Annotated in this window: 22 protein-coding genes and 4 pseudogenes; 9 read left to right on the top strand and 17 right to left on the bottom strand. The window is 65.0% G+C overall.

Annotation, left to right across the window (positions count from 1 at the left end; genetic code table 11):
- Positions 1 to 242: 242 nt before the first annotated feature.
- Entirely contained in the window at positions 243 to 803 is a 561-nt protein-coding gene (locus ACWDRB_RS65840) for a TetR/AcrR family transcriptional regulator (protein ID WP_449912336.1), read from the bottom strand.
- Positions 804 to 893: 90 nt separating this feature from the next.
- Between ACWDRB_RS65840 and ACWDRB_RS65835 the strand changes: the two genes are divergently transcribed.
- From ACWDRB_RS65835 to ACWDRB_RS65810, 6 genes and pseudogenes are all read left to right on the top strand, one after another.
- On the top strand, positions 894 to 1,442 hold the full coding sequence (locus ACWDRB_RS65835) for a cupin domain-containing protein (protein ID WP_449912334.1): 549 nt from the start codon (positions 894 to 896) through the stop codon (positions 1,440 to 1,442).
- 129 nt (positions 1,443 to 1,571) lie between these two features.
- Entirely contained in the window at positions 1,572 to 2,243 is a 672-nt protein-coding gene (locus tag ACWDRB_RS65830) for an IS701 family transposase (protein WP_449912332.1), read from the top strand.
- A 36-nt stretch (positions 2,244 to 2,279) separates the two neighbouring features.
- Positions 2,280 to 3,234: pseudogene (locus ACWDRB_RS65825) on the top strand (ISAzo13 family transposase); the annotation flags it as partial.
- 106 nt (positions 3,235 to 3,340) lie between these two features.
- The gene (locus ACWDRB_RS65820) at positions 3,341 to 3,559 is read left to right on the top strand and encodes a hypothetical protein (RefSeq protein WP_449912331.1); all 219 of its coding nucleotides are present in this window, start codon (positions 3,341 to 3,343) and stop codon (positions 3,557 to 3,559) included.
- 9 nt (positions 3,560 to 3,568) lie between these two features.
- On the top strand, positions 3,569 to 4,051 hold the full coding sequence (locus tag ACWDRB_RS65815) for a hypothetical protein (RefSeq protein WP_449912330.1): 483 nt from the start codon (positions 3,569 to 3,571) through the stop codon (positions 4,049 to 4,051).
- A 7-nt stretch (positions 4,052 to 4,058) separates the two neighbouring features.
- A pseudogene (locus tag ACWDRB_RS65810) lies at positions 4,059 to 4,394 on the top strand (transposase); the annotation flags it as partial.
- 197 nt (positions 4,395 to 4,591) lie between these two features.
- Here ACWDRB_RS65810 and ACWDRB_RS65805 read toward each other — a convergent pair.
- The 11 genes from ACWDRB_RS65805 to ACWDRB_RS65755 form a co-directional block, all read right to left on the bottom strand.
- Positions 4,592 to 6,523: an acetoacetate--CoA ligase gene (locus ACWDRB_RS65805; protein WP_449912329.1), complete on the bottom strand. Its 1,932-nt coding sequence runs from the start codon at positions 6,521 to 6,523 to the stop codon at positions 4,592 to 4,594.
- 35 nt (positions 6,524 to 6,558) lie between these two features.
- Positions 6,559 to 6,849, bottom strand: a complete 291-nt coding sequence (locus ACWDRB_RS65800; protein WP_449912327.1) for a DUF1330 domain-containing protein — start codon at positions 6,847 to 6,849, stop codon at positions 6,559 to 6,561.
- Between the two features lie 28 nt (positions 6,850 to 6,877).
- Positions 6,878 to 7,732, bottom strand: coding sequence for an N-acyl homoserine lactonase family protein (locus tag ACWDRB_RS65795; RefSeq protein ID WP_449912325.1), 855 nt, complete (start codon positions 7,730 to 7,732; stop codon positions 6,878 to 6,880).
- 39 nt (positions 7,733 to 7,771) lie between these two features.
- Complete coding sequence (locus ACWDRB_RS65790; protein ID WP_449912324.1) at positions 7,772 to 8,479, bottom strand: ABC transporter ATP-binding protein; 708 nt, start codon at positions 8,477 to 8,479, stop codon at positions 7,772 to 7,774.
- On the bottom strand, positions 8,476 to 10,305 hold the full coding sequence (locus ACWDRB_RS65785; protein ID WP_449912322.1) for a branched-chain amino acid ABC transporter ATP-binding protein/permease: 1,830 nt from the start codon (positions 10,303 to 10,305) through the stop codon (positions 8,476 to 8,478). The genes ACWDRB_RS65790 and ACWDRB_RS65785 overlap by 4 nt, the downstream gene beginning before the upstream one ends.
- Before the next feature lie 22 nt (positions 10,306 to 10,327).
- Positions 10,328 to 11,197: a branched-chain amino acid ABC transporter permease gene (locus ACWDRB_RS65780; RefSeq protein ID WP_449912320.1), complete on the bottom strand. Its 870-nt coding sequence runs from the start codon at positions 11,195 to 11,197 to the stop codon at positions 10,328 to 10,330.
- Positions 11,198 to 11,216: 19 nt separating this feature from the next.
- Entirely contained in the window at positions 11,217 to 12,449 is a 1,233-nt protein-coding gene (locus tag ACWDRB_RS65775; protein WP_449912318.1) for an ABC transporter substrate-binding protein, read from the bottom strand.
- Positions 12,446 to 12,910 carry a cupin domain-containing protein gene (locus ACWDRB_RS65770; protein WP_449912316.1) on the bottom strand — a complete coding sequence of 155 codons (465 nt, stop codon included), beginning with the start codon at positions 12,908 to 12,910 and terminating at the stop codon, positions 12,446 to 12,448. The genes ACWDRB_RS65775 and ACWDRB_RS65770 overlap by 4 nt, the downstream gene beginning before the upstream one ends.
- Before the next feature lie 202 nt (positions 12,911 to 13,112).
- Positions 13,113 to 13,826: a FadR/GntR family transcriptional regulator gene (locus tag ACWDRB_RS65765; RefSeq protein ID WP_449912315.1), complete on the bottom strand. Its 714-nt coding sequence runs from the start codon at positions 13,824 to 13,826 to the stop codon at positions 13,113 to 13,115.
- A 111-nt stretch (positions 13,827 to 13,937) separates the two neighbouring features.
- A complete protein-coding gene (locus ACWDRB_RS65760; RefSeq protein WP_449912313.1) occupies positions 13,938 to 14,873 on the bottom strand; it encodes an NADPH:quinone reductase in 936 nt (311 codons plus the stop codon).
- Positions 14,874 to 15,194: 321 nt separating this feature from the next.
- On the bottom strand, positions 15,195 to 17,504 hold the full coding sequence (locus ACWDRB_RS65755; protein WP_449912311.1) for a LuxR C-terminal-related transcriptional regulator: 2,310 nt from the start codon (positions 17,502 to 17,504) through the stop codon (positions 15,195 to 15,197).
- A gap of 459 nt (positions 17,505 to 17,963) precedes the next feature.
- Between ACWDRB_RS65755 and ACWDRB_RS65750 the strand changes: the two are divergent.
- Positions 17,964 to 19,663, top strand: a pseudogene (locus ACWDRB_RS65750) (IS1182 family transposase).
- 1,088 nt (positions 19,664 to 20,751) lie between these two features.
- On the opposite strand, the gene ACWDRB_RS65745 reads toward ACWDRB_RS65750, so the two are convergent.
- From ACWDRB_RS65745 to ACWDRB_RS65725, 5 genes and pseudogenes are all read right to left on the bottom strand, one after another.
- Positions 20,752 to 21,207: a transposase gene (locus tag ACWDRB_RS65745; protein WP_449912310.1), complete on the bottom strand. Its 456-nt coding sequence runs from the start codon at positions 21,205 to 21,207 to the stop codon at positions 20,752 to 20,754.
- A gap of 132 nt (positions 21,208 to 21,339) precedes the next feature.
- Positions 21,340 to 21,534: a transposase gene (locus ACWDRB_RS65740; RefSeq protein WP_449912338.1), complete on the bottom strand. Its 195-nt coding sequence runs from the start codon at positions 21,532 to 21,534 to the stop codon at positions 21,340 to 21,342.
- Positions 21,535 to 21,547: 13 nt separating this feature from the next.
- Complete coding sequence (locus ACWDRB_RS65735; protein ID WP_449912309.1) at positions 21,548 to 22,000, bottom strand: hypothetical protein; 453 nt, start codon at positions 21,998 to 22,000, stop codon at positions 21,548 to 21,550.
- A 19-nt stretch (positions 22,001 to 22,019) separates the two neighbouring features.
- Positions 22,020 to 22,697, bottom strand: a pseudogene (locus ACWDRB_RS65730) (DUF6192 family protein).
- On the bottom strand, positions 22,694 to 22,903 hold the full coding sequence (locus tag ACWDRB_RS65725; RefSeq protein WP_449912308.1) for a hypothetical protein: 210 nt from the start codon (positions 22,901 to 22,903) through the stop codon (positions 22,694 to 22,696). The pseudogene ACWDRB_RS65730 and the gene ACWDRB_RS65725 overlap by 4 nt, the downstream one beginning before the upstream one ends.
- Positions 22,904 to 23,135: 232 nt before the next feature.
- Between ACWDRB_RS65725 and ACWDRB_RS65720 the strand changes: the two genes are divergently transcribed.
- Entirely contained in the window at positions 23,136 to 23,636 is a 501-nt protein-coding gene (locus ACWDRB_RS65720) for a SigE family RNA polymerase sigma factor (protein ID WP_449912307.1), read from the top strand.
- On the top strand, positions 23,633 to 24,397 hold the full coding sequence (locus tag ACWDRB_RS65715) for a hypothetical protein (RefSeq protein ID WP_449912306.1): 765 nt from the start codon (positions 23,633 to 23,635) through the stop codon (positions 24,395 to 24,397). The genes ACWDRB_RS65720 and ACWDRB_RS65715 overlap by 4 nt, the downstream gene beginning before the upstream one ends.
- Positions 24,398 to 25,039: the final 642 nt, after the last annotated feature.

The following is a 25,039-nucleotide window of genomic DNA, read 5'->3' as shown; positions in this document are numbered from 1 at the left end:
ACGCCCAGGCCAAACCCTGGGTCTGGGGACGCCCACCACCGCCACCACGGCAGCTACGCCGAAGGTTCACCTACACCCTTTGAGGAACGCAGCACAAGTATGGCAGCCGCACTTTGAGATCTGATCTTGAATGTCGCCGGCCACGGCGGGCACCACCTGGTGAGCGGCACCTTGCGTGGGCGGCTGCGAAGAGCCATGGTTGCCGTTGGTCACCCTTGTTGGATTGCTGTAGCGGACGGCCGTCATGGTGGTAGGAAGACCGCGGCCGCCTCGTCGGCGAGTACGGTGGAGTGCGCGGCATTCGGGTCGGTTTGTGCCAGGTGCAACAGGCCGAGGATGGCCGCGTAGGCAACCCGCGCCCGAGACGCCGCCCGGTCCGGCGGCAGGCCGAGCTCGCGATAGGTGCGAGCCAGCAGTTCCAGCCGGGCCCGGTTCACCCGGCCAACCGCGTCCCTGACCCGGGGGTCGTTGCGGTCGCCCAGCAGGCTCAGGTGCACCGAGGGCGCCAGCGGCTGGACGGCCTGCACGACAGTGGTGAGCAGCTCGCGCATCCGCCGCGCCGGATCGGCGATCGCGGCGAATTCGCCGAGCCCCTCCTCGCCGTGGCTTCGCGCCCACTCCGCGAGCGCCGCAGTGATCAGCTCGTCCCGGTTACGGTAGTGCGCATAGAAGCTGCCTTTGGTCACGCCGAGCGTGCGCGCCAGTGGTTCGACCGCGACCGCGGCCAGCCCGCCGTCCGCCATCGCCTTCAGTGCGGCCCGGGCCCAGTCCTGGGCGGACAGCCGGGTCGACTCGCTCACCACGGACAGCAGGATACGCCATCGTATTGACGGGTTCCTCGACCGCAGGATACGGTAGCGTATCAATACGCTACCGTATTAAGGAGTGATCGGGTGGAGCACGTGACGATTCGCCGGGTGGTCACTGGACACGACTCGGAGGGCAAGAGTCGCGTGGTCGATGACCGGAGGGTCGAGCCCATCACGTCCGAGCTGATGCCCGGCTGTGCGGCCTACCGGCTGTGGGGCCGCGACGAGCGACCCACGCTCCCCGACGACGGCTCTCCGCGCCCCGCCACGGCGTGGTACCCGCCTCCAGAGGGATCGCGCTTCATGATTAACACGATCCCGCCGGGCGAATTAGTCCCACCTGCAGATCTCGACACGGCGGCGGCCATGGCCGAGCTGGAGCGGCAGATGCCGGGCGCGATCGCCGCCATGGAGCCCGACGTCCCCGGGATGCACACCACCAGCAGCATCGACTACGTCATGGTCGTCTCCGGCGAGATCACGCTGGTGCTCGACGACGGCGAGCAGACGGTGTTGCGTGCAGGCGACGTGGTCATCCAGAACGGCACCCGACACGCCTGGCGCAACCAGGGCACCGAACCTTGCACGATCGTCGGCGTCGCCATCGGCGCGGACCGCGCCCGGCCCGCATAGTCCAGACGGCACGGTCCACCGAGTAGATCGACTGGCCCTTCACGCTGTACCTGTTGAACGCACCAACCGGGTGCGCCCGAGATCGAACTGTCTATGAATCAAACTGAATACGAGACGGCCGCCGGGTGCATGGTTGCGGCCGGCGAGTTGGCCCGGGAGTACCGGGATGAGCTGATGGGGCGTGTCGATGCGGTGTTCGCCCGGCGGGAGCCGTGGCTGCAGGCGGGCAAGTACGTGCGGGCGTTGACCGCCGAGGTGCCGCGCAAGAACGGCTGGCAGATCGCGGAGTGGGCCAGTGATGCCAGCCCGGACAAGACACAGCGGCTGCTCAACCACGCGGTGCGGGACGAGCACGCCGCGATGGAGATGGTGGCCGCGTTCGTCGGCGAACACCTGCGCATCGTTGACGATCCTTTCGCCGTCGTGGTGCTGGACGAGTCCGGGCAGGAGAAGAAGGGCGCGTCCACCGCAGGGGTCAAGCGCCAGTATGTCGGCTGCGCGGGTCGGGTCTCCAAGGCGGTCAACATCGTGTACGCCACCCTCGCGAGTGGCCGCGGGCACGCCCTGGCCGGGGCCCGACCGTATCTGCCCCAGGAATGGGCTGAAGACCTGGGCCGGAGAGCGAAGGCCGCGGTACCCAAGCACGTGGTGTTCAAGACGAAACCTGCCCTCGCCGTGGACATCCTGACCGACCTGCAGACCGCTGGGCTGTGCCGCCGTGGGCCACCGGCGACGAGGTCTACGGACGGGACAGGACCCTGCGCGAGTTCTGTGAACAGCACTGAAGCTGTGAGGAAATAAGGCATTGCTTTCTGATCTTGAGGTCGTTGAGGTGGTATGGCGATCTCCACCGAGGTCCGCGAGCAGCTCGCGCGGAAATTTCAAGCCCTGCTCCCGCGTCTGAACGGAAGGCAGCAGCGCCTGGTGCTCGCGACCGAGGCCCGGCTTCCGGGACACGGCCGAGTACGAGCTGTCGCTCGGGCGGCCGGAGTCAGCGAAACCACCGTGCGCAAGGGCTTCTTCGAGCTCGAACGGGGCCAGAGTCCCTTGCCGGAGGACCGCGTTCGACGATCTGGGGATGGGCGCAAGTGCGTGACCCGCACGATCCGGAGCCGATGCCTGCGCCGTTAGCCCTGGCAGAGCCGGATGAGCGGGGTGATCCAGAGTCGCAGCTAAGGTGGACGACCAAGTCGCTGCGGCACCTGGCCGACGAACTCACCTGGCAGGGCCACACGATCTCGGCACCAACGGTCCGCGCGTTGCTACGCCGCAACGGCTTCAGCCTGCAAGGCACGCGTAAGACCTTGGAAGGCACACAGCATCCGGATCGAGACGCCCAGTTCCGCTACATCAATGAGCAGGTCAAACAACACCAGACGGCTGCAGAGCGGATCATCAGCGTCGACACCAAGAACAGCTCGCCCTGCTGCCCAACCTGGCCGTGAGTGGCGGCCCGAAGGGCGACCCCATCCAGGTCGTCGATCACAGCTTCTTCACCAGGCCACAGGTTGAGCAGGCCATCCGTACCGGATCTACGACATCACCCACAACACCGGCTGGGTGAACGTCGGCGTCGACCACGACACCTCCTTTTCGCCGTGGAGTCCATCCGCCGCTGGTGGAAAGCACGCGGCAGCCGAGACTCCCGCACGCCGGCCGCCTGCTGATCACCGCGGACGCGGGCGGCCCAAACAGCTACCGCTACCGCGTCTGGAAGAGCGAACTGGCCGCACTGGCCGCCGAGACCGGGCTGACCATCACGGCCTGCCACCCTGCCGCTGGAGCGGCACGCCACCCACGACAGCTGGAACTACACGCTGTACCCCGCACCCACCGACGCATCCCGCCCCGCCCCGCCCGTCGGTGAGGCCGACGGGCCCGCACAACGGCGTCAGACCATGCTGGCCCGGCTGGCCGATCCGCAACTGACCGGCATGAGCCTGACTCAGCTGGAGCAGCTGACCACAGCACTCGCTCCGGCCCAAGCCGCCCGCACCCAGGAACGACACAGCCAGCAACGCGGCGGCCGGGCTCGGCGAGCCACCGGCAACCTTCGCGCCAAGCCGCTGTTTGACGACTCGGCCCACCTCCTGCTCACCCTGCTCTACCAGCGGTAGGTCTGCTCCATGAAAGTCCTGACCGACCTGCTGGAGGTCACCGACGTCTGTATCGCCGATCTGGTCAAGGAGACCCGCAGAGTGTTGGAAGACCACGGCCACCACGCCGGAGCCGCCCAGGTCCGCTTCGCCAAACCCGCCGCTCTCCTCGACTTCTTGACGCCCCGCACGAGCTTCGATCATCGACCGGCTGTCCCGCCCGGCTCCGACCGGGATCACCCGCGACGAACTCCACTCGCTCACCCAACGCCTCGCCGCATCGCAGGCCGCACAGGCCGAGCGCCTCGACACCAGTGGAAACTCTGCGCCACGGAGGTCCTGACCGATGCTCTGGGCGATGTCTGCAGATCATCCATCGGCAACGTCATCCGCGAAACCCGGCCCCTGCTCCAGCAGACAGGCCACATTCCCACCACCACGCACATCCGATACCGCACTGCGGCAGATCTGCTTGCCGCAGTGCCAGATGACCGCGACACGCCGACAAGTTGATCTTTTACGGCTTCACTTCCTGCGCAACGTCCTGGCCTGCGTCCCGAAGGGGTCGGCCGAGATGGTCGCCGCCGCGATCCGCACCATCTTCGCCCAGCCCACCCCGGATATGGTCCGCGACCAGCTGACGGTGATCGCCGGCATGCTCGGCCGCCAGTTCCCCAAGATCGAGGCCATGCTGCACGAAGCCGCCGACATCCTGGCCGGCGCCGTCCTGGTCGAAGCCCACGACGAATGGCAGGTCGCCGACCGCCGCTACCTGTCCGAAAGCTCCATGGCCCTGCTCACCCCACCCGACACCGATCAGCAGGAGGTGGCGCACACCGAACTGATGACGGCATAGTCAACTCAGCAGAGCTTCACGCGAGAACCGGACTACACCACTCCGCGGGACATAACCACTCCCCTTCCAGGCCTTCGGAGGGTTGAAGGCTTCGGCTCCGCACGGCGATTCCACGGAGATGAAGGCCGAACCAGGTAGCTCTGGGGTGTGTCGGACAAGAAACGGCCGGAACCCATGGCATTGAGAAGGACACGAGCTCAGGGCGCGAAATAGGGCAGCACCTCGGGATTGACCATGGCGTCAGGGTTGGCGGCCCTCGCCACCGGCGTGCCGAGCAGAATCTTGCGTACTGGCACTTCGAGTTTCTTGCCGGACAAAGTGCGAGGAATGCCGGGGACTGTCTTGATGTCGTCTGGCAGGTGCCGTGGTGACAGCGTCAGTCGCAGCGCTTCCCGCAGCCTCCCGATCAGGTCGTCACTGAGCTCGAAGCCGTCAGCAAGCTGGACGAACAGCAGCAGCCGCCCCTCGGCGCCCAGGTGCCCCGTATCCACAACCAGCGAGTCGGCGATTTCGTCGAAGGTCTCGATCACGCGGTAGAAGTCCGCAGTGCCCATCCGCACGCCGCCCCGGTTGAGTGTTGCGTCCGACCTGCCGTAGATGACGCATCCACCGTCCGGGAGAATCTTTATCCAGTCGCCGTGCCGCCAGACGCCCGGATAGGTGCCGAAGTAGGAGTCGCGGTAACGGTGTCCGCCCGGATCGTTCCAGAAGGCGACCGGCATGGATGGCATCGGCGAGGTGAGGACCAGTTCTCCGACCTGATCGGTCAGCGGCCGACCTCCGTCGTCATACGCCTCGACCTTCGCGCCGAGACTGCGGCATTGAATGACACCGGCCCGTAGCGGCAGGACAGGACAAGGCCCGGCGAAACCCGTGGCCACGTCGGTGCCGCCCGCGAACGAGCCGACCAGCACGTCGCGTCCCACGCTTTCATAAACCCAGCCGAATCCCTCTGGTGACAGCGGGGAGCCGGTCGATCCGACGCCCTTGAGCTGGGACAGGTCGTAACGGGTGCCGGGTCTCAGGTCCGCCTTCATCGACGCCTGGATGTAGGAGGCGCCCACACCGAAATAGGTGGTTTTGGTCTCGGCAGCCAGCCGCCACAGGGCTTCGCCAGCGGGCGAGCCGTCGTACATCACTACCGTCGCGCCCACCAAGAGAGCTCCGATGAGGTAGTTCCACATCATCCAACCGGTGGTGGTGAACCAGAAGAACACGTCCCCGGGGCCAAGGTCGTGGTGGAACGTGAGCGCCTTCAGATGCTCGAGGACGATGCCACCGTGACCGTGCACGATCGGCTTGGGAAGGCCGGTGGTTCCGGAGGTGTACAGGATCCACAGAGGATGATCGAAAGGAACCTCTTCGAAGGCTGGGCTCGCTCCCGGCTTCAGCAGGTCAGCGTAGGAAACAACACCGTCGGCAGGCCGGCCCTTAAAATTGAGGTACGGGATCAGCACTGTCTGCTGCAGCGTCGGCAACAAGTCTTGAATCGTCCGAACGACGTCATGGCGATCGTAGGCCTTGCCGTTGTAGGTGTAGCCATCGACGGCGAAGAGGACCTTGGGCTCAATCTGGGCGAACCGATCGATGACACTTGGCGCGCCGAGATCGGGCGAGCACGAGGACCAGATAGCGCCGAGTGACACGACCGCCAGAAAGGCGACCAGCGCCTCAGGGATGTTCGGAACGTAGGCGACGACGCGATCGCCCTTTGTCACACCCAGTTCGACGAGCCCGGCGCGCACGTGGGCCACCTGGCGATCCAACTCTCCGTACGTCATCGTTCGCTCGCAGCGGCCACCCTCGGTACGGAAAATTACCGCGGTGGAGCCAGGATGGCGATCATGCCTGAGCACGTTCGAGGCGTAGTTCAGTCTCGCGCCAGGAAACCAGCGAACTCCCGTCACCGCTGAGGCGTCCGTCACCCGCACCGGTCCGTTGCCGCGCTCGCCCACCACGCGGAAGTGACTCCAGACGGCGTCCCAGAAGGCCGGCGTGTCGGTGACGGACCACTGCCACATCTCGTCATAAGACCCGAAGCCGTGCTCGGTCATGAACTGCGCCACGCGCGCCTTGCGCACGATGTCCATCGAGGGTTCCCACAACAGGTCGCCTTCGAGAACAGACATGTCTCAACCTCCTCGCTCAGCGGAGAGCCCGTTCCTCAAAGGCCCTCGACGATGGACAGCCTCCGGCGCAGCCCGCCTTTGGCGGCTTCAATCGCTTTGGTGTAGGACTCTGAGGAGTACCACCGCCGCGCGTCGTCCACCGTGGCGAAACGAATGATCACCAGTCGCTCGTCAGCTTCGAAGACGCCTTCGAGTGCCTGCGGGACGGCGTCTCGCGCCAGGTAGGTGCCGCCGAACTCCAGGACGGCCGCCTTCGCCAGCGGTTTGTAATTCGCGACGGCGGCCTCGTCGACGATGGTGACCTCCGAGATCACATATGCGGTCATTGGCTCTTCCTTTCTTGTGGTGTTGCATTCACTGGATGTCGGGGATGGGCGAGATCGGGCCCGGGATGGTCGGTCCGGGAACGCGGCCGACGAGCGCCGCGTTCTGCAGGACGCCCGGGGTGTCGTGGGCGGGCAGAATGTAGCGGTAGCGAGCGATCCGTTTGATCGCGCCGATCTCCTGGAGCGCTGAGGTGGTGAAGTTGTTGGTGAGGGCCGGCTCGTCGGCTGCGAAGGCGTAGGACTGCATCCACGCTGCCGCCGTCTCGTCAGGATGGCGCAGCAGGCTGGCCTCGATGTCGTAGATGAGGTCGCCGCACAGGCATGCCTTGCCGTCTGCCGTCTCCACCACGACGCTCAGCGAACCTGCAGTGTGACCCCCCGTGGAGTGGCAGCTGATGCCGGGAAACAGGTCGATCGGCCCAGAGTGATCAAGGTCTAGGTATCGCAGAGCTCCCGGCGTGTACATCCGTTCTAGGACATGTGCCAAGTCTTGCTGAGCGTAGGCGAGTCCCTGCAGCCCGCTGAAGGCGCTCGACATCTCGCTGCGATTGACCACCACCGGCACTGACATCGGCACCTTGTCCAGATGGCCAGCGTGGTCTCGGTGCAAGTGCGTGACAATCACGCAAGCGAGGTCGCCCGCCTCGACCCCGTAGAGAGCCAATTGCTCATGAAAGCCCTGCCCGTCGGCGATCTCACCGCCGTACCCGAGGACCGAGGGATCGCGGTAGCCGGCGTCTACGAGGATCGGCGCCGGGCCGCCCATGATGAGGTATCCCTGAGCCGGCACCGCGACGCGGGTGCCGGGTGTACGCCCGCGGACCTGCATGGAGGCGTCGATGATGACCGAACCGAAGTTCAATCGGTGAATGTGATAGGCCATTGGAAAAGGGTCCTGTTCGGTCGGGCGGATTCTTAGTGATCAGAAATAGGTAGCACTGAGCCTCTCTCCTCCGAGAGCGTCGGGCAGCGGCTCGGTCATGCCGTCATGCATCAGAAAGAGCCGGTCACATCGGGCGTCGAGAAGCGTGAGATTCTGATCCACAAGCAGGATGGACAGGCCCTCTCTGCGGGCGACCTGGGTAAGCGCAGCTGAGATCTCCAGGCCGGCCTTGGGCGACAGCCCCAGGCTCAGCTCGTCGACCATCAACATCACAGGATCGGCCATGAGCCCGCGCGCGACGGCCAGCATCTGCTGTTCGCCGCCGCTGAGCAGCGCTGCCGGCCGTTCGGCCAGTTCGGCCATGCGCGGGAACGCCTCCATGACCAAGGCCAACTGCCGTCCGGCGCTCGCTGATTTCCCTACCGCGACGGCACCGTAGTGCAGGTTTTCTCTGACGGTCAGGTTCGCGAAGACGCGGCGGCCCTCGGGGACGTGCACCAAGCCACGCCGCGCGACGGTGTCTGGACGAGCCGGCAGTTGCTCACCGCAGTACGTCAGGTGCTCTCCTGCGCGAGGGATTACCCCGGACAGCGCTCGCAGCAGGGTGGTCTTGCCGCTCCCGTTCAGCCCGGCCAGGCCGACCGTCTCGCCTTGCCGAACGTCGATGTCGCATCCATGCAGGACGGGAATCCCCTGGTAGCCCGCCCGCAGGCCGCGAGCCTGCAGCACAATCTCTGACGCGCTCATGATGCCGTCCCCGACAGTCCGACCTCGGAGGAAGAGGATCCATCACCGACGAACACTTCACGGACGATCGGGCGGCCGAACACTTCTTCGGGGCTGCCGGAGGCGATGACTTTGCCCGCGGCCAGAACTGTCACTTCTTGAGCCACTTCTTTGACCCATCCGACATGGTGCGACACGACCAGCACAGTGAGTCGTGCACGTAGTTTGCCGATCAGGGCCGAGACGGTCGCCATTTCGGCGCTGCTCAGCCCTGCCGTGGGCTCGTCCATCACCAGCACAGCACCGCTAAACGCCACCGCTCGCGCGATGTCGACGAGTTTCGCCTCGGCCAGGCTCAGCTCACTCGCCGGTACGTCGTGCCGATGCGACGGTATGCCGACGAAGCCCAGTACCGCTGACGCTTTGCGGCGTGTCTCGCGTTCGGCGCGGTGATGAAGGCCGGTCAGGTCTCCGAACAGTCTGGTGCCGTGGTCGCGGCGCAGGCCGAGCATCACGTTCTCCAGGCACGACAGGTCGGGGACTAGCGACGGGTTCTGGAAGGTGCGGCTCACCCGCGGCCGCCGGGCCCCCGCCGAAGTCGTGACTCGTTCACCCTGGATAGTGACGCTGCCTGTGGAGGCGGGTTCCAGCCCGCTGACGCAATTGAGCAGGGTGGTCTTGCCCGCACCGTTGGGGCCTACCAAGGCATGGACGTGCCCTGGGCTGATCGTGAAGCTCACGCCGTCGAGCGCGCGAACTCCTCCGTAGTCGACCACAAGGTCCTTGACCTGCACGGCCTCGCCGGGAACGCCGGTCTCGACCACCGACTCCAGGTCAGCGGGCATCTCGCGGGGTTCGGAATCGGCCTGGCCGGAGCCACGAAAGCCTAGCTGCTGCCCGATCGCGCGCACCGGAGCCTCGAGGACCCCGAACAAGCCGTTTCTGAAGAAGACCAGCGCCGCGAGCAGGAGCGCTGCGAACAAAACCTCTTGGTAGGTCTTGGCGAGCTGAAGGTAGTTGGGGGTCAGGGTGAAGGCGACAGCGCCGAGGATCGGTCCGGCGATGCTACCGAGCCCGCCCACGGCAGCCATGCCGAACAGGATGATGGACTGCTGGCTGCCGAAGTTCTCTGGCGCGATGTACCCGGCTCCCAATGCGAGGAGTACGCCTGAGGCTCCGGCCAGCGCCGCCGAGTACGCGAAGGCCGTCAGTCTCGTGCGCCCGGGTGACACGCCGACGGTCACCGACACGACCTCGCTCCGCTTGACCAGCCGTAGTGCCCGCCCGGCGTGCGAGTCGCTGTAGTTGGAGCTGAGCATTACGGCGGCGAAGAGCACGATCGTGCACAGGTAGTAATAGCCTCGCCCTTGGCTGAGATTGGCCGAGGCCAGTGACAGCTCCGGCACCTGAAGGCCTGAGCTGGCTTGGGTGATCGAGGCGAAGGTCGTCCCGGACAGGGCCGAGGTGACGGCGTAGGACAGAAAGAACGTGCCGAGGACGAGACCGAAGGTGCGCAGCCGAATCAGCGCCAGGCCGATCACCGCACTGATCACGGTCACGAGCGCTACCGCGCAGAGCGCCGCCACCATAGGTGTCACCTCTGCGGCGCCGGCCAGGATGGCATAGGCGTAAGCTCCGAGGCCGACGAATGCGCAGTGCCCGAAGGACGGTTGTCCCAGATAGCCGCTGAACATGTCAAGGCCGATCGCCGCCACGGCCCACGCCATCGCGGTGGCCAAGAGGAATTCGAGCGGCTGGTCGATCGGAAGCGCTCCGGTGACCGCGAGCACTCCGACCAATGCCAAGGTGACAGGTCGCGTGCGGCCACGAGCGAGGGGGGTCAACATGGATGGCCTCCTGTGGAGGGCGTCACAGACGCTCGAGCGCGGGTTCGCCGAACAGACCGTGCGGGCGAACCAGGAGGGTAAGAAGGAAGAGCCCGAAGACAGCGAGCAGGGAGAGGTCGGCGTTGCCGTAGTAGTGGACGAAGCCTTGGACCAATCCGACGGTGATCCCGCCGACGAATGCCCCGCCGAGGCTCGTCAGCCCGCCGATCACGACGGCAGCGAAGACGTAGAGCAGGGACTCGTCCATCATGGTGGATGAGATCAGGGTGGTTGGCGCGGCGAGGATTCCGACGATGGCGGCAAGGGCGGTGGTAAGCGCCCACGATGCCGCTTCGAGGCGGCGTACGTTGGCGCCGAGCAGCCGTGCTGTCTCACGGTCAGCGGCGACGCCGCGCAACAGCAGGCCCACCTTGGAGAACTTGAACAGGCAGCCGAAGCCTGCGATCAGCACCGCGGCGATCGCGAGGGCGCCGAGACCTGACAGCGGAATGTGCAGGGCACCGAGCGACACGGCTCGGACTGGAAAGAGTTGGGGGAAGCTGAAAGGCTGGCCCTCCCCCAGTGCCTTGTCCGTGAGCGCGAACAGCAGGAGGTATAGGCCGAGGGTGCGCACCGTCAGGTTCGGTACTCCCGCATCGTCGCGGTGGCGCATGACGAGCGCGTACACCACTGCTCCGACGACGACTAGCAGGCCCACCCCGGCGACGATCGCGAATGCGAGATTCAGGTGGTGCCTGATCGTGAGTTCGTAGACGGCGACCGCGCCTAGCGTGGCAAGGCTGCCCGCTGCGAAGTTCGGGACCCCGGTCATCTTGAACAGGACGACGATGGCGAATCCGAGCATCCCGTACAAGAGGCCAGTGATGATTGCTGTCGTCAGGACATCGAGCATGTCTCACCCTCCGTGCGTTCTATCGCCCGGTCGAACGGATCGGCAGGGTGCCCACAGCCTTGTACTGGCCGCTGGACAGACTGAGCAGGAACATGCTGTGCAGTCCCATGTGATCGCTCTGCGAGAAGCCGACGGACGGCAGCAGCGGAGACAGATCAGCCTCGTGCAGGGAGTTCAGCGTCTGGATCAGTTTGGCCCTGGTAGGTTGTGGGCCGACACGCTTCATAGCCTCCACGAACACCTGAGCCGCGGCACAGCCGTACAAAGCGAACGCGTCAGGAGCGATCTTCGGCTGGTATTTCTTCAGTGCCTGCAGGCATTGCGCGGCGCGGGGGTCGCTGGCGGGCACTGTTGGCGAGGCAGTGAGCAGCAGCGCCGCAGCTTCGGGGGTAAGGGCGGCGGCGAAGCTCTGGGAGGCCAACGCGGAGACGCCCAGGATGCCCTTGGCGGGCAGGCCGCTCTGCGACGCCATGGCATTGAGCATCCGAGCCGCATCAGGGGCCAGGACGGTCAGCATGAGGTAGTCGGGTTTGGCGGCCGCTGCTTTGAGCGCGGCCTGCTGGAACGGCGCGTTGGTGGTGGGAAGCAGCGCCGAGTCTAGGAAGGTGGCTCCCGCGGCGGCGGCCCCTGCCTTCGCGCCAGCCACGTCATCCTGGTAGCCTGGGATCTGCGAAGTCACTGCATAGATTGATCCGGTGCCATTCCGTTGCAGGGCGTAGGGAATGAGCGAACGAGCCTGATCATTGTAGAGCGGCAAGAGCGAGTAGATGTTCGGCTGGGTGGGCTGTACGAGGGCAGGCAAGGCCGCGTAGGGGAACAGATAGGGCAGATCGGTTCCCTTGACAGTGGTGGCGATAGTTGCTGCTGTCACCGTGCCGCAGCCTCCGAACAAAGCGAACATGTTGTCCGCTTTGAGGGTGCGCACGTTTGCGGCGGCCCGCGGTGCCTGGTAGCCGTCATCGAGGACGGTGTTTTCGATTTTCCTGCCGTGGACGCCACCCGCAGTGTTGACATGATCGAACCATGCGGTGGCGCCGGCCGAGGTCGGCAGGCAGACGGACGAGACTGGTCCGGTCAGCGCGTTGGAGGTGCCGATCCGGATGCTCGTCTGGGTGATCCCTGGCGCGTCTGCTCCGGCGTCGCCGGTGGACGTCGCGCCGCAGCCAGCGAGCGCCAGCGCAGCACAGAGCGTAACTGCGACCGTTCGTCCCTGTGGCCGCGAGAGGAGCGGCAAGAGCCGACCGCGTTTCATCGGGTCACTCCGTGCGCTGCCAGGGCCTTGACCTCGTTGTCCCAGTAGCTCTTGTCATACCAGCGGCTGGGGACTGTGTCGCTGTAAGTCTCGCCCTGCGCCAGGAGTCGTGGCGCGTCGATGCCGTCGAGTGCCAGGCCCGGCGTGTGCATCTCGATGAGTTCGCAGCTGAGATCCGAGCGGTTCCAAGCCCAGTGCACCGCACTCGGCGGGATACGCAAGAAGTCACCCGCGCGCAGATGGTAGGCAGTGTCCTCGACGAACACCCAGATCTCTCCGCTCTGCACGTAGTTGAGCTGCTCACAGTCGTGTGAGTGCGGCTCGGAGTGGTATCCGGCCGAGCGGGTGGCGATCGTCAGGCTGGAGTTTTGGCCGAGGACCTGCTTGGTGCGCAGTTCGCCTCCTGCCACCTTCATTTCGACGACCTCTTCCTTGACTTCCTTTGCTGCCGCAAAGAGCATTGCGACTCCTTTCGAGGAGACGTAGGGGATGAAATGGGATAAATCGATCACATGCGGCAAGTGGGCAGAGACAGACATGATCAGGTGAAACAGGCATGTCCGTAGCGAAACTACGGTGAACACGCCACACCAGTGGACGGACAAGACAGATCCGTCCAGATAGCTGATCAGAGTAGTCGCAAGATCGCGACCGGATGGTTTCTCAGAGCGAGTCCTGTCGCCTGAGAACCTCGTTGCCGCTGTGAACGAAGCGGTCGATGTGGCGGAGCATGGCATTCTCGGCCGCCTGAGCATCTCCCCTTTCGACGGCGCCGAGGATTTCTTCGTGCTCGCCGTGACTGGCACTGATCACTTTTTGTTCCGACGACAGCCGCTGCCGTACGTCATGGAGCAGCTGTAACGTTGGGGCGATCAGCAGCGAAAACACCGGATTCTGCGACGCCGCGGCCAAGATCGCGTGAAAGTCAGAATCGGCCTGCAGGTAGGACTCGCTGTCGGAGGTCGATCGCATCGCACTGATGCAGGTCCGCATCGCCTCGATTTGCTCGGCCGTGCGGTGCTGCGCTGCGCTGGCCGCGATCTGCGGCTCAATGGCGCGGCGCGCGGCGAACAACTGCTCGAAAGAGACGTCCTCCAGGCTGAGGTAGACGGCGAGGTTCGCGGCGACGATCTCGCCCCGAGGCTTGACGACCCATCCGGCTCCCTGACGGGCGACCAGCACGCCCTGCTCGGTCAGTGACTGCAGCGCACTGCGTAGCGTCGAGCGGTTCACGCCAAGACGCTCGGCGAGTTGCCGTTCGGGCGGGAGCCGGTCTCCAGCAACCAGTCGGCGCGCGTGAATCAGCTCTTTAAGGTGCTGTTCGACGCTGGCCGCAGCGGTCCGCGGCCGCTCCACCGAACTGAAGATCTCTGACACGACTCCTCCGATTGGCCTATTGGTTCAACCAAAAAACCACGTGCGTGGGTGAGTGTCAATACTTCACACTCACGACATTGAACAGAAACACCGAGGTAAAGCCCCTGAAGATCAGGGAAGGAGCAGCACCTTGCCGATGGAACCACCGCTCTCCACCACCTCGTGCGCCGCCACACAGTCATCGAGGTGGTAGCGAGCGGCGATCGGATGCGTGAGGACACCAGCGGCGAGAAGAGAGGTCACGCCCTCGATCGCCGCGGCCATGGCCGGTGCCGGCATGGCAAAAACCAACACGGTCCGCACGGTGATCCCGCGGCGCATCAGACTGTAGAACGGGAACTCTGGATTCGGCACGGCGTCCGAGCCATAGGCGCTGATCGTCCCGTTCGCTGCGACGACAGCCGAGGTCAGCGGCAGATTGGCACCGAACGCCACGTCCACGACGCGGTCCACTCCATGCCCTCCGGTGGCCGCCATAACCGCCTCCACTGCGTCAGACGCGCGATAGTCGACCACGTGGTCGGCACCCGCCGCGCGGGCGGCCTCTTGTTTCGCGGCGGTGCTTGCGGTGGCGACGACGGTGGCCCCCGCGTGCTTGGCGAGTTCTATAGCATAGTGCGCGACCATACCCGCGCCACCTGTCACCAACACGATCTGCCCGGCGACCGGCCCGTCGGCGAGCAGAGCCCGGTGGGCGGTCAGCGCAGGTACTCCGAGGCAGGCACCCTGCTCGAAGGTCACTCCATCCGGCAGGCGAATCGCATGCTCGGCCGGAACGATCACGTAGTCGGCCGAGGTGCCGAAAGACCGGCCGTACGTGGCCGAATGCACCCAAACCAGCTGGCCCATCCGCTTCGTCGGCACTCCGGCCCCGACGAGGTCGATAATGCCGGCTCCGTCGTCGCCCGGTATGACGCGGGCATCGGTCATGACGCGGTCTCCGGCGCCGGCACGCCTCTTGACATCACGTGGATTCAGCCCGGCCGCCACGACACGTACCCTGACCTCTCCGTCGCCGGGCTCAGGATCAGGCAACTCGCCGTGCATCAGCACGTGTTTGGCAGGTCCTGCGCGGTCGTACCATACGCCGCGCATCAGGCGGCCACCGCGGCAACGCCATCAACCACGATTGTCCCGATGATCGTCACCTGCCACGACATGATCAACGCTCGCATCGGAAGCCTCCTAGAGAGATGCGGGGATGAAATGCCAGGATAGTAACGATGTACGAAGGTCATCGAAAGACCGATCCGACCGCTAGCCAGCTTGAACCACCGCCCGCCGCTCCAGTGGCGAGCGCGTGGGGCCGAGGTCTCACGACCCGCCAAGAACCGGCGGCCCACTACGACAAGTGGCGCTGGGGACCCGTCAATTTGGGTTGCTGATCCACTTGACGATCTGCGTGCGAGAGTTGAAACCGAGCTTCACCAGGATGTGCTCGATATGTCCCTCGGCTGTCCGCTGAGATATCACCAGAGTACTGGCGATCTCTTTGTTGGTCATCCCTCGGGCCACGAGCCGGGCGACCTCCATCTCCCTGCGGGTCAGAGGCGATTTGTTACCGGCGTCCTCAGCAGGTTTGACGTTACGCCCCAGCTCCTCCAGGGCGTAGCTGATGGCCTCTTCATAGGAGAGCGCCGCCCCCCTGTCGACCGCCGCGCGAAACGAGTGCTCACCGAGGGCCTGCCGGGTGCGATCCTCGTACATCTCGTGGAACTTGTACAGATGGCCGAAGATTGGCAGGATCGCGTGTCCACCGATCGCCCGCCAGATGCTGTGCAAGGCACCGAGCAGTGTCGCAGCTCGCTCGAAGCGACGATCGGCCGCAGCGACCCACGAAAGCAACTCCATGTCGAGGCCGGTCAGCACGGCCCGGTTGAGGGACCGGTTGAAGAGCAGGCTCTCTTGCGCCAGGACCCTTGCCCGGTCGACGTCGTCCCGGCGGCAGAGCGCAATACCCAGCGCCGCTTTCGCGAATGCCCCCACCCAGCCTTCCCCGTGAGCCTGGCATACGGTCACGCATTCTTCGCCAACTGACGTGGCGCGACTCAGATCATCCGCCGAGGAGAGTGCTATCGAGAGCCTGGTCAGCGCCATCGCGTAGCCATAGTCGTCGCCCAGGAGATGTTGGGCCTCGGCCGAGCGCTCAAAGAGCGAGATCGCAGATTCGACCTCGCCTTTGTCATAGGCGATGATGCCCGACACGTACGTGGCATAGGCCAGGACAGCATCAAGGCCTAGAGACTCCCCTATGGCGCAGCTCTCAGCCAGCATGCTTTCACCTGCGGCGATGTCACCTTGGACGACCGCCAGCAGGCTGGCGCTCCACAGAGCCCGAGCACGGACTTCGCTCTCTTCGCAAACCGCGTCGAGTCCTTGCCGCAGCCACCAGCGTCCTTCGTGGAAGTGATAATTGGTGATCCAGTGCCAGAGTAGATCACTGGCCATGCTCAAGCCGAGCTCAGCGTGACCTTTCTCGTTGAAACAGTATTCCAGTGCGCTGCGTACGTTGGAGTGTTCATCCTCGAGCCGGCCATAACACTCCACTTCTCCTGGCGTCAACAACTTTGAGCGGGCCTCGGCCGCAAGCGCACAGTAATAATCACGATGACGGCGCCGCAAATCTGCCTCTTCGCCGGACTCGCGCAAACGCTCGTACCCGTACTGACGGATCGTCTCCGGCAGCCGATAACGCACGCGAGATGAACGCTCCTCACGTAGAATGATGGACTTGTCCACCAGTCCGATCACCTGCTTGACCATGTCAGCTCTGGGAAGTCCGCAGTCGGAACAGACGGCTTCGGCTGCATCCAGATCCAACCCTCCGGTGAAGACGGACATACGCGCCCACAACAAGCGCTCTTGATCTGTGCACAGGCCATAGCTCCAGTCGAACAACGCTTTCAGCGTCTGATGCCGAGGCAAGAGCTCCGACCCCGCCGTCAACAGTTGGAAACGATCATCCAAGCGGTCGTGCAGTTGCTCGACAGAGAGTGCGCGCAGCCGCACGGCCGCGAGCTCGATCGCAAGCGGAAGACCGTCCAACCGCCGACAAATGCGTTCCACGACATCGCGGTTAGATGCGGTCAGTGCGAAAGCCGGGACCACCGCCCGCGCCCGTTCGGCGAACAGTTGCACGGCATCGCATTTTGCGGCTCCGTCCTTGGACAGTGCACTACCGCTCTCGCTTGACTGAGAAAGTGGCGGTAGACTGAACGTATACTCCCCTGCCGTCCCGAGCCGCTCCCGGCTGGTGGCGAGGATGTGCACTTCCGGCGCGAAACGGAGAATTCGCTCTGTAAGCATGGCGCATTCGGCGCGCAAATGTTCGCAGTTGTCGAGAACAAGCAGGAGATGCTTGTCGCGAAGGTGTCCTTCGAGCACCTCGACGGTCGGCCGCGCTGATTGATCACGGATCTCCAGCGACTCGATCAGCGACTGCGTCACCGACACGCTGCTCCGCAGACCGGCGAGCTCGACGAGCCATACACCATCCGGCAGCCCGCGATGCACCTCCAGTGCGACGCGGCAGGCGAGCCGGGTTTTGCCCACCCCGCCGACTCCCGTCAAGGTCACCATCCTGGAGTCGGCCAGCAATCGTTTGACCTCGGCGATCTCACGCCGACGTCCTACGAAACTCGTCGTCTCGTACGGCAGCCCATGCACGTGCCGCTTCATCACCGTCCCCCGTCACGCTCATCATCTCGGTTGCACTGAAGCCCTCATCGAGCCCACCTCAGCAGCGACCCCCTTAATCAGAATATCCTGGTCAGGGCCACTGCCCCGAGATTGTCACCACACCATCGGCCCTTCGCCTTCGAGGACTCTCGCCAGCTCAAACGCCGCAGGGTCCGCATGCCGGGCTGGCGCCCAGACCTGCCGCCGCTACCCCAGCCCGTCAGCTCCTGGCTGACGCGGTTCTCGTCATCGCCGCCGTTCTCGCCCAAGGCCCAGCACCTTAAATCAACGGCATGATCCAGGTGGCGATCTTCAGGCGTGCCTCGGCCCGGGTGTGGAACCGGTGGCGGTGAACGTACTCGACCTTGAGGACTCTGTTGGCCGATTCAGGTTGATGATCCCCGGTTCCCGGAGGAAGCTGGAAATTGGGGCCGCGGAGAATGATGGAGAAGATCTGCCATGTCTCTGCGCCCTCAGCCCGCGCGTCAAGTTCCTGAGCAGACTGCCCGGATCGCGCGGGCGGCGTTCCCCAAGGGCTGCCTGGCCATGCGGGTCCGCGATGAGCTGGGTCCGTTGTTTCGTGATGAGCAGTTCGCCGCCGCGTTCCCGCGCCGTGGTGGGCCGGCGCTGTCGCCGGGGCAACTGGCGATGGTCTCGGTGCTGCAGTTCGCCGAAGGGCTGACCGATCGGCAGGCGGCCGATGCCGTCCGGGGGCGGATCGATTTCAAGTACTGCCTGGGTCTGGAGCTGGACGATCCGGGGTTCGACTTCTCGGTGCTCAGCGAGTTCCGGGACCGGCTGATCACTCATGGCCTGGAGGAACATATCCTGGACACGCTGTTGGAGCATCTGTCCAGGCTGGGCCTGCTGCGGGCTGGCGGGCGGCAGCGCACCGATTCAACCCATGTGATGGCGTCCGTGCGCAGATTGAACCGGATGGAGTTCGTCGGAGAAACCATGCGAGCGGCGCTGGAGGCCCTGGCCGTGGCGGCCCCGGGATGGCTGGCCTGCATCATGGAGCCGGACTGGGCTGAGCGTTACCAGGCTCGCTGTGACGGCTACCGGTTACCCAAGAGCGATGATGCCCGCACCGCGTGGGCCCAGCAGGTTGGCGTGGACGGCTTCACGCTGTTGGAAGCCATTCATGCACCCTCCACCCCGAACTGGCTGCGAGAGGTGCCCGCCGTGGAGGTCTTGCGCAGGGTGTGGATCCAGCAGTACCACCGCGATGACAAGGGGGTGCGCTGGCGGGAGGGCAAGGACCTTCCGCCGGGCGCTAATCGCCTGGTGACGCCGTATGATGTGCAGGCCCGCTACAGCATCAAACGCCGTATGACGTGCAGGCCCGCTACAGCATCAAACGCGGTATGGGCTGGACCGGCTACAAGGTCCATTTCTCCGAAACGTGCGAGCCCGACGCACCGCACATGATCACGAATGTCGCCACCACCGCGGCGACCGTGACCGACACCGAGATGACGGCGCCCATTCACCAGGCTCTGCAACAGCGCCGCCTGCTGCCCGACGAGCACCTGGTGGACTACGGCTACACCTCGGCGACCCTGCTGGTTCAGGCTCGGACCGAGTACGGGTTAGACCTGGTGGGGCCGGTCCGCATTGACGTCTCCCGGCAGCGTCGGCAGACGCCCGAACTCGCGCAGGATGCCTTCACCATCGACTGGGACGCCCGCCGCATCACCTGCCCGCAAGGCCACACCAGCGCCGTGTGGTCCGCTCAGCGGCACAGCAGCCGGGGCGTGCCCATCGTCCAGGTCTTCTTCCGTCGCACCGACTGTGACCCGTGTCCCCTGCGCGAGGCATGCACCCGCACCACCAGTCCCCGCTGGGGTCGTGGTCTCCAACTCCTGGCCCGGCCCCTCCAGGAAGCGCAGGATGCACGGCGACGAGAACAAGATACTGAGGAGTTCAAGGTCCGCTACGGGGTCCGGGCGGGCGTGGAAGGAACCATCTCCCAGGCGGTACACAGATCCGGAATCCGCGTCAGCCGCTACATCGGCCTGCCCAAGACCCATCTCGGGCACCTGTTCACCGCCACCGCCCTCAACCTCGTCCGTCTCGATGCCTGGTGGGCCGGTAACCCCCTTGGCGCCACCCGCACCAGCCACTTCGCCAGGCTCATCCTTGCGCTGGCCGCTTGACCACCGAATCGGCCAACAGAGTCCTTGAGGGTGGTGTTGAACGCCTCGGCGGCTGCGTTGTCGAGCGCGCACCCGACCCGGCCCATCGACTGCACCACGCCCAGGCACCGGCATAGCTCCTGGTAGCGGGCGGCGGTGTATTCCTTGGGTTCAAGGGGTCGTCGCAACACTGCTGTTCAGGAGCGAGTTTAGATGTTGGCTGAAGGGCCTCCGCCGGCGTCTTCCACCCGAGGGTCTTTCGGGGCCTGGTGTTGAGAAGGTGTCTTTGAACCACGACCGTGGTTTTTATCGATCTTGCGCGTAGGGGCGGGCTTCCAGCAGCATGCTCATATTTGGCTGCGGGGAGGGGCAGTGGGCTGCTCGTAGACATGCCGAGGCTCTTCCCGGCCTGAGACAGGGGAACCGCTGATTTCCACGGGCCGTTGTACCAGCATGGGAAGGGTCGATGATTTCTTATGGATTTCCTAGATCGGCATTTCTGGGTTGCGTTTCCGGCGTGCAACCTAATGCTGGGAGCGGTCCCCCTGATCCTGCTGGAGCAGGCCCTGGACCAGCCACAGTTTTGGCCGCGCATCATGGCGGGTGCTGCTTATTGGGACGAGCGTCATGGCCGTTCCCGCTGCCTTGCTCTTGGCGCCGAGATTACGCCGGGCGGCTCAAGGCGCGCTGGCTCTGATCGTCTCAGCAGCGATTCTAGTCGCGTTCGGGATAGCGGCACCCCACAGGAGGGAGCCGGTTCTGGTCCCCCTGGAAGATCCCGGCCAGGCCGAATGGGCGGGTGCTGCGGCGATGATCGTCACTGGGGGCGCGGTGGCGGTGCTGGTGATGGGCTTGTACGGCATGACCAGGCAGGCATGCGGTCGCAGACATCATGCACGAATGGAGGAATTCGGCCACGGCGGAGGGTACGCGGCGGCGTGCGATTGTGGTTGGCGCGGAGAAGTTGTCCAGGACAGCTCTGCAGCTTTCGCTGATGCGGGCGGCCACGCGAACAAGGTGGACATCACGATACGGAAGGTCTCGAATCTCCCATCAAAAAGCCCGTGGTTCACACTCAAGGTAGGTCACGAATCCTCCCCAATTACCCGTCATGTGGCTCGTGGCGACACCTTGCGCGCACCACCCCACGACTGCGCGTTCTTCCTGGTCAAACGCCTTGTCATCAGCGTGATCGCGGCAACGGTCAGGTGGGCCTCGCTGTGCGAGGGTTTGCGTTCGAAGTCGATCACGTTGCGGCGGGCGTTCATCAGCCAGGACAGGGACCTCTCGACGATCCATCTTCTCGCGAGCACTTGGAACCCGGTCTGACCAGGCCATTTAGTCACGATCTTCAGGGTGAGGCGCAGGAAGCGGCGGGCCCACTCGACCAGCGTCCCGGCGTAGGCGCTGTCGCCCCAGATGAGGGTGAGCTGCGGGTGCAGCATCCGCAGCCGGGCCAGCAGTTCCCGGGCGGCGTCACGGTCGGGCTGCCCTGCCGGCGTGACCATCACCGCCATGAGCAGGCCGAACGTGTCCACGACCAGGTGACGTTTCCTGCCTCCCACCTTTTCCCGGCATCATAGGAGCGCGAACGCCCGGTGACAGTGGCCGCGGCGCGCACCGACTGGGAGTCGATGACGCCGGCGACCGGGTTGAGGCAGCGCCCCGCACGCAGCCGGATGGCGCGGCGGAGCTCATCACGGATCCGGTTGAAGACCCCGGCCCTGGCCCAGCGGCTGAAGAAGCCGAAAACGGTCTTGAAAAGGCGGAAAATCCGCAGGTAACGCCCTCCACTTCGCCGCATTGTCAGTGATGTATCTGATCGCATCGAACACGTCGCGGCGGTGATGCTTCTCCGGCTGGCCGCCCTTGGGGGTCTGACAGGCGGGCACCGGCAACAACGGTTCAATGAGCGCCCATTCTTCGGTGGTGTCGGAGGGGTAGCGGCGGGGACGCACGAGTCACACCCCCCTTGTTGACCAGGTTCAGCGCCGTCTGGACCACGTTGAGCTGGCCCAGCACCAACTTGATCCACTCTCCCTCCGGTGTGAGCGCCGCACGAGGTGCAACCGTCGCCGACAGGAACCGGCTGATCCGGGTCAGCTCGATGCGCAGTCGCGAGCGCTCGTAGGCGATCCAGTCGTCCGGCGCGGACGCAAAGGCATATCCACCGGCGTAGGTCCAGATCAGCGGGGTCAGGCGGGCCATCGCCGAAACCTCGCGGACGTAGAGGATGCCCTTGCGTACCTGGTGGAGGCTCAGTCCGGTGGCGGCCACGAGTTGCCGGGCGGTCCTCCCGGCCGGGCGGGCCTCCAGCAGCGCCAGGCGCACCTGCTCGCCGCAGACGTTGGCCGCCAAGCCCCTGGAGGGCACGGTGTTACTCGCCGCGCAGCAGCCGGGCCAGACTCTCGTCCAGGCTGACGTCCCCCGACTCGATGGCCGCCTCCAGCCAGTCGGCGGTCGCCCAGACGCGTGCCACGTTACGCGCCACCGCGGCGCGCTCATCGGCGGTGAAGCGATGGTCGCGAAGGCCAGGCAGGATCCGGCCGATCGAGGCCACGAACAGGGAGCACGCGCCGATCAGGTCGAGGAAGTCCCGGCTTCGCTCGATGCGGGGCAGGGCGGGCGTGCGCTGCCGTACCACCTGGCCGGCCTGCTGGGCGTGCTCGACCTACGCCCGGTTGACCATGTGCTTGGCCAGATCGTCGCGCATGGACCGCTCAGCCACCTGCGGCCGGCGCAGCAGATCGGTGGCCACCCGGGCGGCGACCTCCTCATCGCGGGCCAGATCGTGGATACGTTCAACCTTCTCCTGCACGCTGACCGGGCGCTCGACCTGGTGGCCGACCAGCCGCTTGGCGGCGTCCAGCGTCCAGCGGCGGGTGCCACTGCGTTCGTGTAGCGGCGGTTCGGCGAGCCGGGCGTACCGTTCTTGCTCATCGGTGATAGAGGCCAGGATCCGGTAGATGCTGAAGGAGACCCCCGGGCGACGGTGCCGGGACGGCCAGCGGGAGGCGATCCATCGATAGTCCTTGATCGTGTTGTACGGGATCAAAAATCGTCCGCGAGCATCTGCAGGGACCGGCTGACCTGGAACTCTTCCTGCTCGGGTGCAGCCTGGGCGCCGCCGTGAGAGCGCAGAGGCTCGACTTCCACGGCGATATCTCCCAGCGCAAATTGCGCCTGGGTCTGCTGTTCGACGAGGCGTCGGCCTTCGACAACGAGTTGATCGTAACGTTCCTGAGTGACGTGCCCGATCATGGCTGGCATGGTCCGCTCTCCCTCGCGCGATGTGCGGGACAATGGCGGGATTCGGACCACCAACTCCAAGCATGCTCCTGATCACAGGATGTGACAATCCCTGACAAGCAAGGTCTTTAGCCCCTCTAAAGAGGTCAAGGAAGATCACTTGCGGGGGTTGAGACGGAATGCCTGTAAACCGAATGCGCTGTCCGACCAGTAACCATCACCGGAAACGAGACGGAGATGATGGATGGACGACGGATTCGCAGACTACGTGGCACACCGGCATCTACGGCTGTGCCGGATGGCGTATCTCCTCGCCCACGACTGGGGCACGGCAGAGGATTTGGTGCAAACCGCGCTGGCGAAAGCATGGCTTGCCTGGCGGCGGATCGAGGGTAACCCTGACCCATACGTCTACCGGATCATCGTGAACACCCACACGTCCTGGTGGCACAGGCGTTGGCGCGCAGAGGTCCCGACCAAGACGTTTCCCGAGGCTGGCGATCCGCGCGACGCGGCCGCCGTGGTGGACGATCAAGCCGCGCTGTGGAGCGCGATCAGTGCGCTTTCCCCGCGCCAGCGCGCGGTGATCGTCCTGCACTACTTCGAGGGACGGCCGCTCACCCAGGTCGCCGACATCATCGGCTGCTCTCTGGGAGCGGTGAAGAGCCAGCTCAACCGAGCGCTCACCCGTCTGCGCGTCGATCCGGACATTCAGACCATGACCCTGGGGAGGATCCATCGATGAGGCATACCGAGGGCGAGTTGCGAAGGCTTTTGACCAAGCATGCTCAAGAACAGACTGGCGGCGAACCACCTGCTCATCTCGACGCGATCGTACGGCGAGCTCGCCACATGCGCCGTACTCGACGGGCACTGATGGGCGTGACTGCGGTGGCCTTTGTCGTCGTCGTAGCGGAACTGAACGGCCTACTGGCCGGTCCACCCTGGGCGGGCAACGCAATGATCGCCCAGCATCCTGCGGACTCGGCCCACGTCGAGCGCGGCCCGAAATTGCCCGAGAAGCTTTCTGCGCAAGGGGGCGAGAGATTTGATCTCGCCCTCATCCACTCTCGCCATTTCCAGACGACGGGCGTCGTCCGAACGATGACCTTCAGCCCGACCACTCTCACAACCAGCTACACCGTGGTCTGTGATGACCCTAAGGCTTGGTTCGTCACGGCGCCATTGCCCGAGAGCGGCAAACTGGGGGGAACGGCCGGACCGTGCAAGCCTTCAGTGCGCGTGACTTACGACCGGCTTTCGGTGCCCTCCGACTGGCTGAAGCGTCCGCAGTCTCTGCAGGTCTGGGTCTTCCCTTCGAACGCCCCCATCCGGGAGGTGGCAAAGACCGTTATGGGGTGCTCACCGCCCTCACAGGCAAAGAGATGCGACAAGACATCCGAGTCTCAGGCGCTGATGCGCCCCGAAGTGCGCGAACGGCTCCTGGCCGAGGTGGGTGAACAGCCAGGCAGGTGGGCCGTGGGGGTTTACGATCGACTCCAGTGACACAGGTAGTCCAGGCGTGGCCTGCGCAGGAGGTCATCGGGCCTCAGTCACCAGCCGCAGGCCGAGCGCGATCAGCACGACGCCGGAGATCCGCTCCAGCCGCCGCCGGTCCGTGGGCGGCTCAGCCACGTCTCCTGGCCTTGTCGATCGCCCAGATGGGCCGAGGAGGGGGCACGGACCGCTGCCAGCCGACGACCTGTGCAGCATAGGTCTCTTTGATGGCGTTTTAGGATCCCTAGCGGGAGATTAAAGACACCTTCTGAGCGCGAATGCTACGGCCGCCAACTCCTCGGCATCCCAGCGTGACAGGTCGGTGCCCTTGGGAAAGTACTGGCGCAGGAGCCGATTGATGCTTCTATGTCAAGCCGCAGGCTGAGGCCTTGGGGGAAGGCCCGTGGGGCTGACGCGCCACAGCCCGCGCGGCGTGGCCGCCGCAGAATGATGCGCCGCCGTACTGCGACGCGCATGCCTATCGGCCAGGCGCCACTTCCGGAGAGCATCCCGCCGCGCAGAGGCGGGGCACGGCTGCGCCAGACTGCCACGTCCAGGATGCTCCTATGGATGTCAAGCGGCGTGTTCTTGATCGTTTGAGGTGATGATGCGGTAGAGCTCGCGAGCCACGTAGCGTTTGAGGCAGCGGAT

This window comes from Nonomuraea sp. NPDC003707 (assembly GCF_053587055.1).
The sequence above is the reverse complement of the archived record's forward strand: the minus strand, read 5'-3'. Positions and strand labels throughout refer to the sequence as shown.

Excerpts from the sequence above, each read along its gene's own strand:
- ACWDRB_RS65815 (WP_449912330.1), top strand. The coding sequence starts at position 3,569 with ATGAAAGTCCTGACCGACCTGCTGGAGGTCACCGACGTCTGTATCGCC.
- ACWDRB_RS65800 (WP_449912327.1), bottom strand. The coding sequence starts at position 6,849 with ATGACCGCATATGTGATCTCGGAGGTCACCATCGTCGACGAGGCCGCC.
- ACWDRB_RS65790 (WP_449912324.1), bottom strand. The coding sequence starts at position 8,479 with ATGAGCGCGTCAGAGATTGTGCTGCAGGCTCGCGGCCTGCGGGCGGGC.
- ACWDRB_RS65805 (WP_449912329.1), bottom strand. The coding sequence starts at position 6,523 with ATGTCTGTTCTCGAAGGCGACCTGTTGTGGGAACCCTCGATGGACATC.
- ACWDRB_RS65715 (WP_449912306.1), top strand. The coding sequence starts at position 23,633 with ATGAGGCATACCGAGGGCGAGTTGCGAAGGCTTTTGACCAAGCATGCT.
- ACWDRB_RS65780 (WP_449912320.1), bottom strand. The coding sequence starts at position 11,197 with ATGCTCGATGTCCTGACGACAGCAATCATCACTGGCCTCTTGTACGGG.
- ACWDRB_RS65760 (WP_449912313.1), bottom strand. The coding sequence starts at position 14,873 with ATGCACGGCGAGTTGCCTGATCCTGAGCCCGGCGACGGAGAGGTCAGG.
- ACWDRB_RS65775 (WP_449912318.1), bottom strand. The coding sequence starts at position 12,449 with ATGAAACGCGGTCGGCTCTTGCCGCTCCTCTCGCGGCCACAGGGACGA.
- ACWDRB_RS65830 (WP_449912332.1), top strand. The coding sequence starts at position 1,572 with ATGGTTGCGGCCGGCGAGTTGGCCCGGGAGTACCGGGATGAGCTGATG.
- ACWDRB_RS65720 (WP_449912307.1), top strand. The coding sequence starts at position 23,136 with ATGGACGACGGATTCGCAGACTACGTGGCACACCGGCATCTACGGCTG.
- ACWDRB_RS65725 (WP_449912308.1), bottom strand. The coding sequence starts at position 22,903 with ATGATCGGGCACGTCACTCAGGAACGTTACGATCAACTCGTTGTCGAA.
- ACWDRB_RS65820 (WP_449912331.1), top strand. The coding sequence starts at position 3,341 with ATGCTGGCCCGGCTGGCCGATCCGCAACTGACCGGCATGAGCCTGACT.
- ACWDRB_RS65785 (WP_449912322.1), bottom strand. The coding sequence starts at position 10,305 with ATGTTGACCCCCCTCGCTCGTGGCCGCACGCGACCTGTCACCTTGGCA.
- ACWDRB_RS65795 (WP_449912325.1), bottom strand. The coding sequence starts at position 7,732 with ATGGCCTATCACATTCACCGATTGAACTTCGGTTCGGTCATCATCGAC.
- ACWDRB_RS65755 (WP_449912311.1), bottom strand. The coding sequence starts at position 17,504 with ATGAAGCGGCACGTGCATGGGCTGCCGTACGAGACGACGAGTTTCGTA.
- ACWDRB_RS65770 (WP_449912316.1), bottom strand. The coding sequence starts at position 12,910 with ATGCTCTTTGCGGCAGCAAAGGAAGTCAAGGAAGAGGTCGTCGAAATG.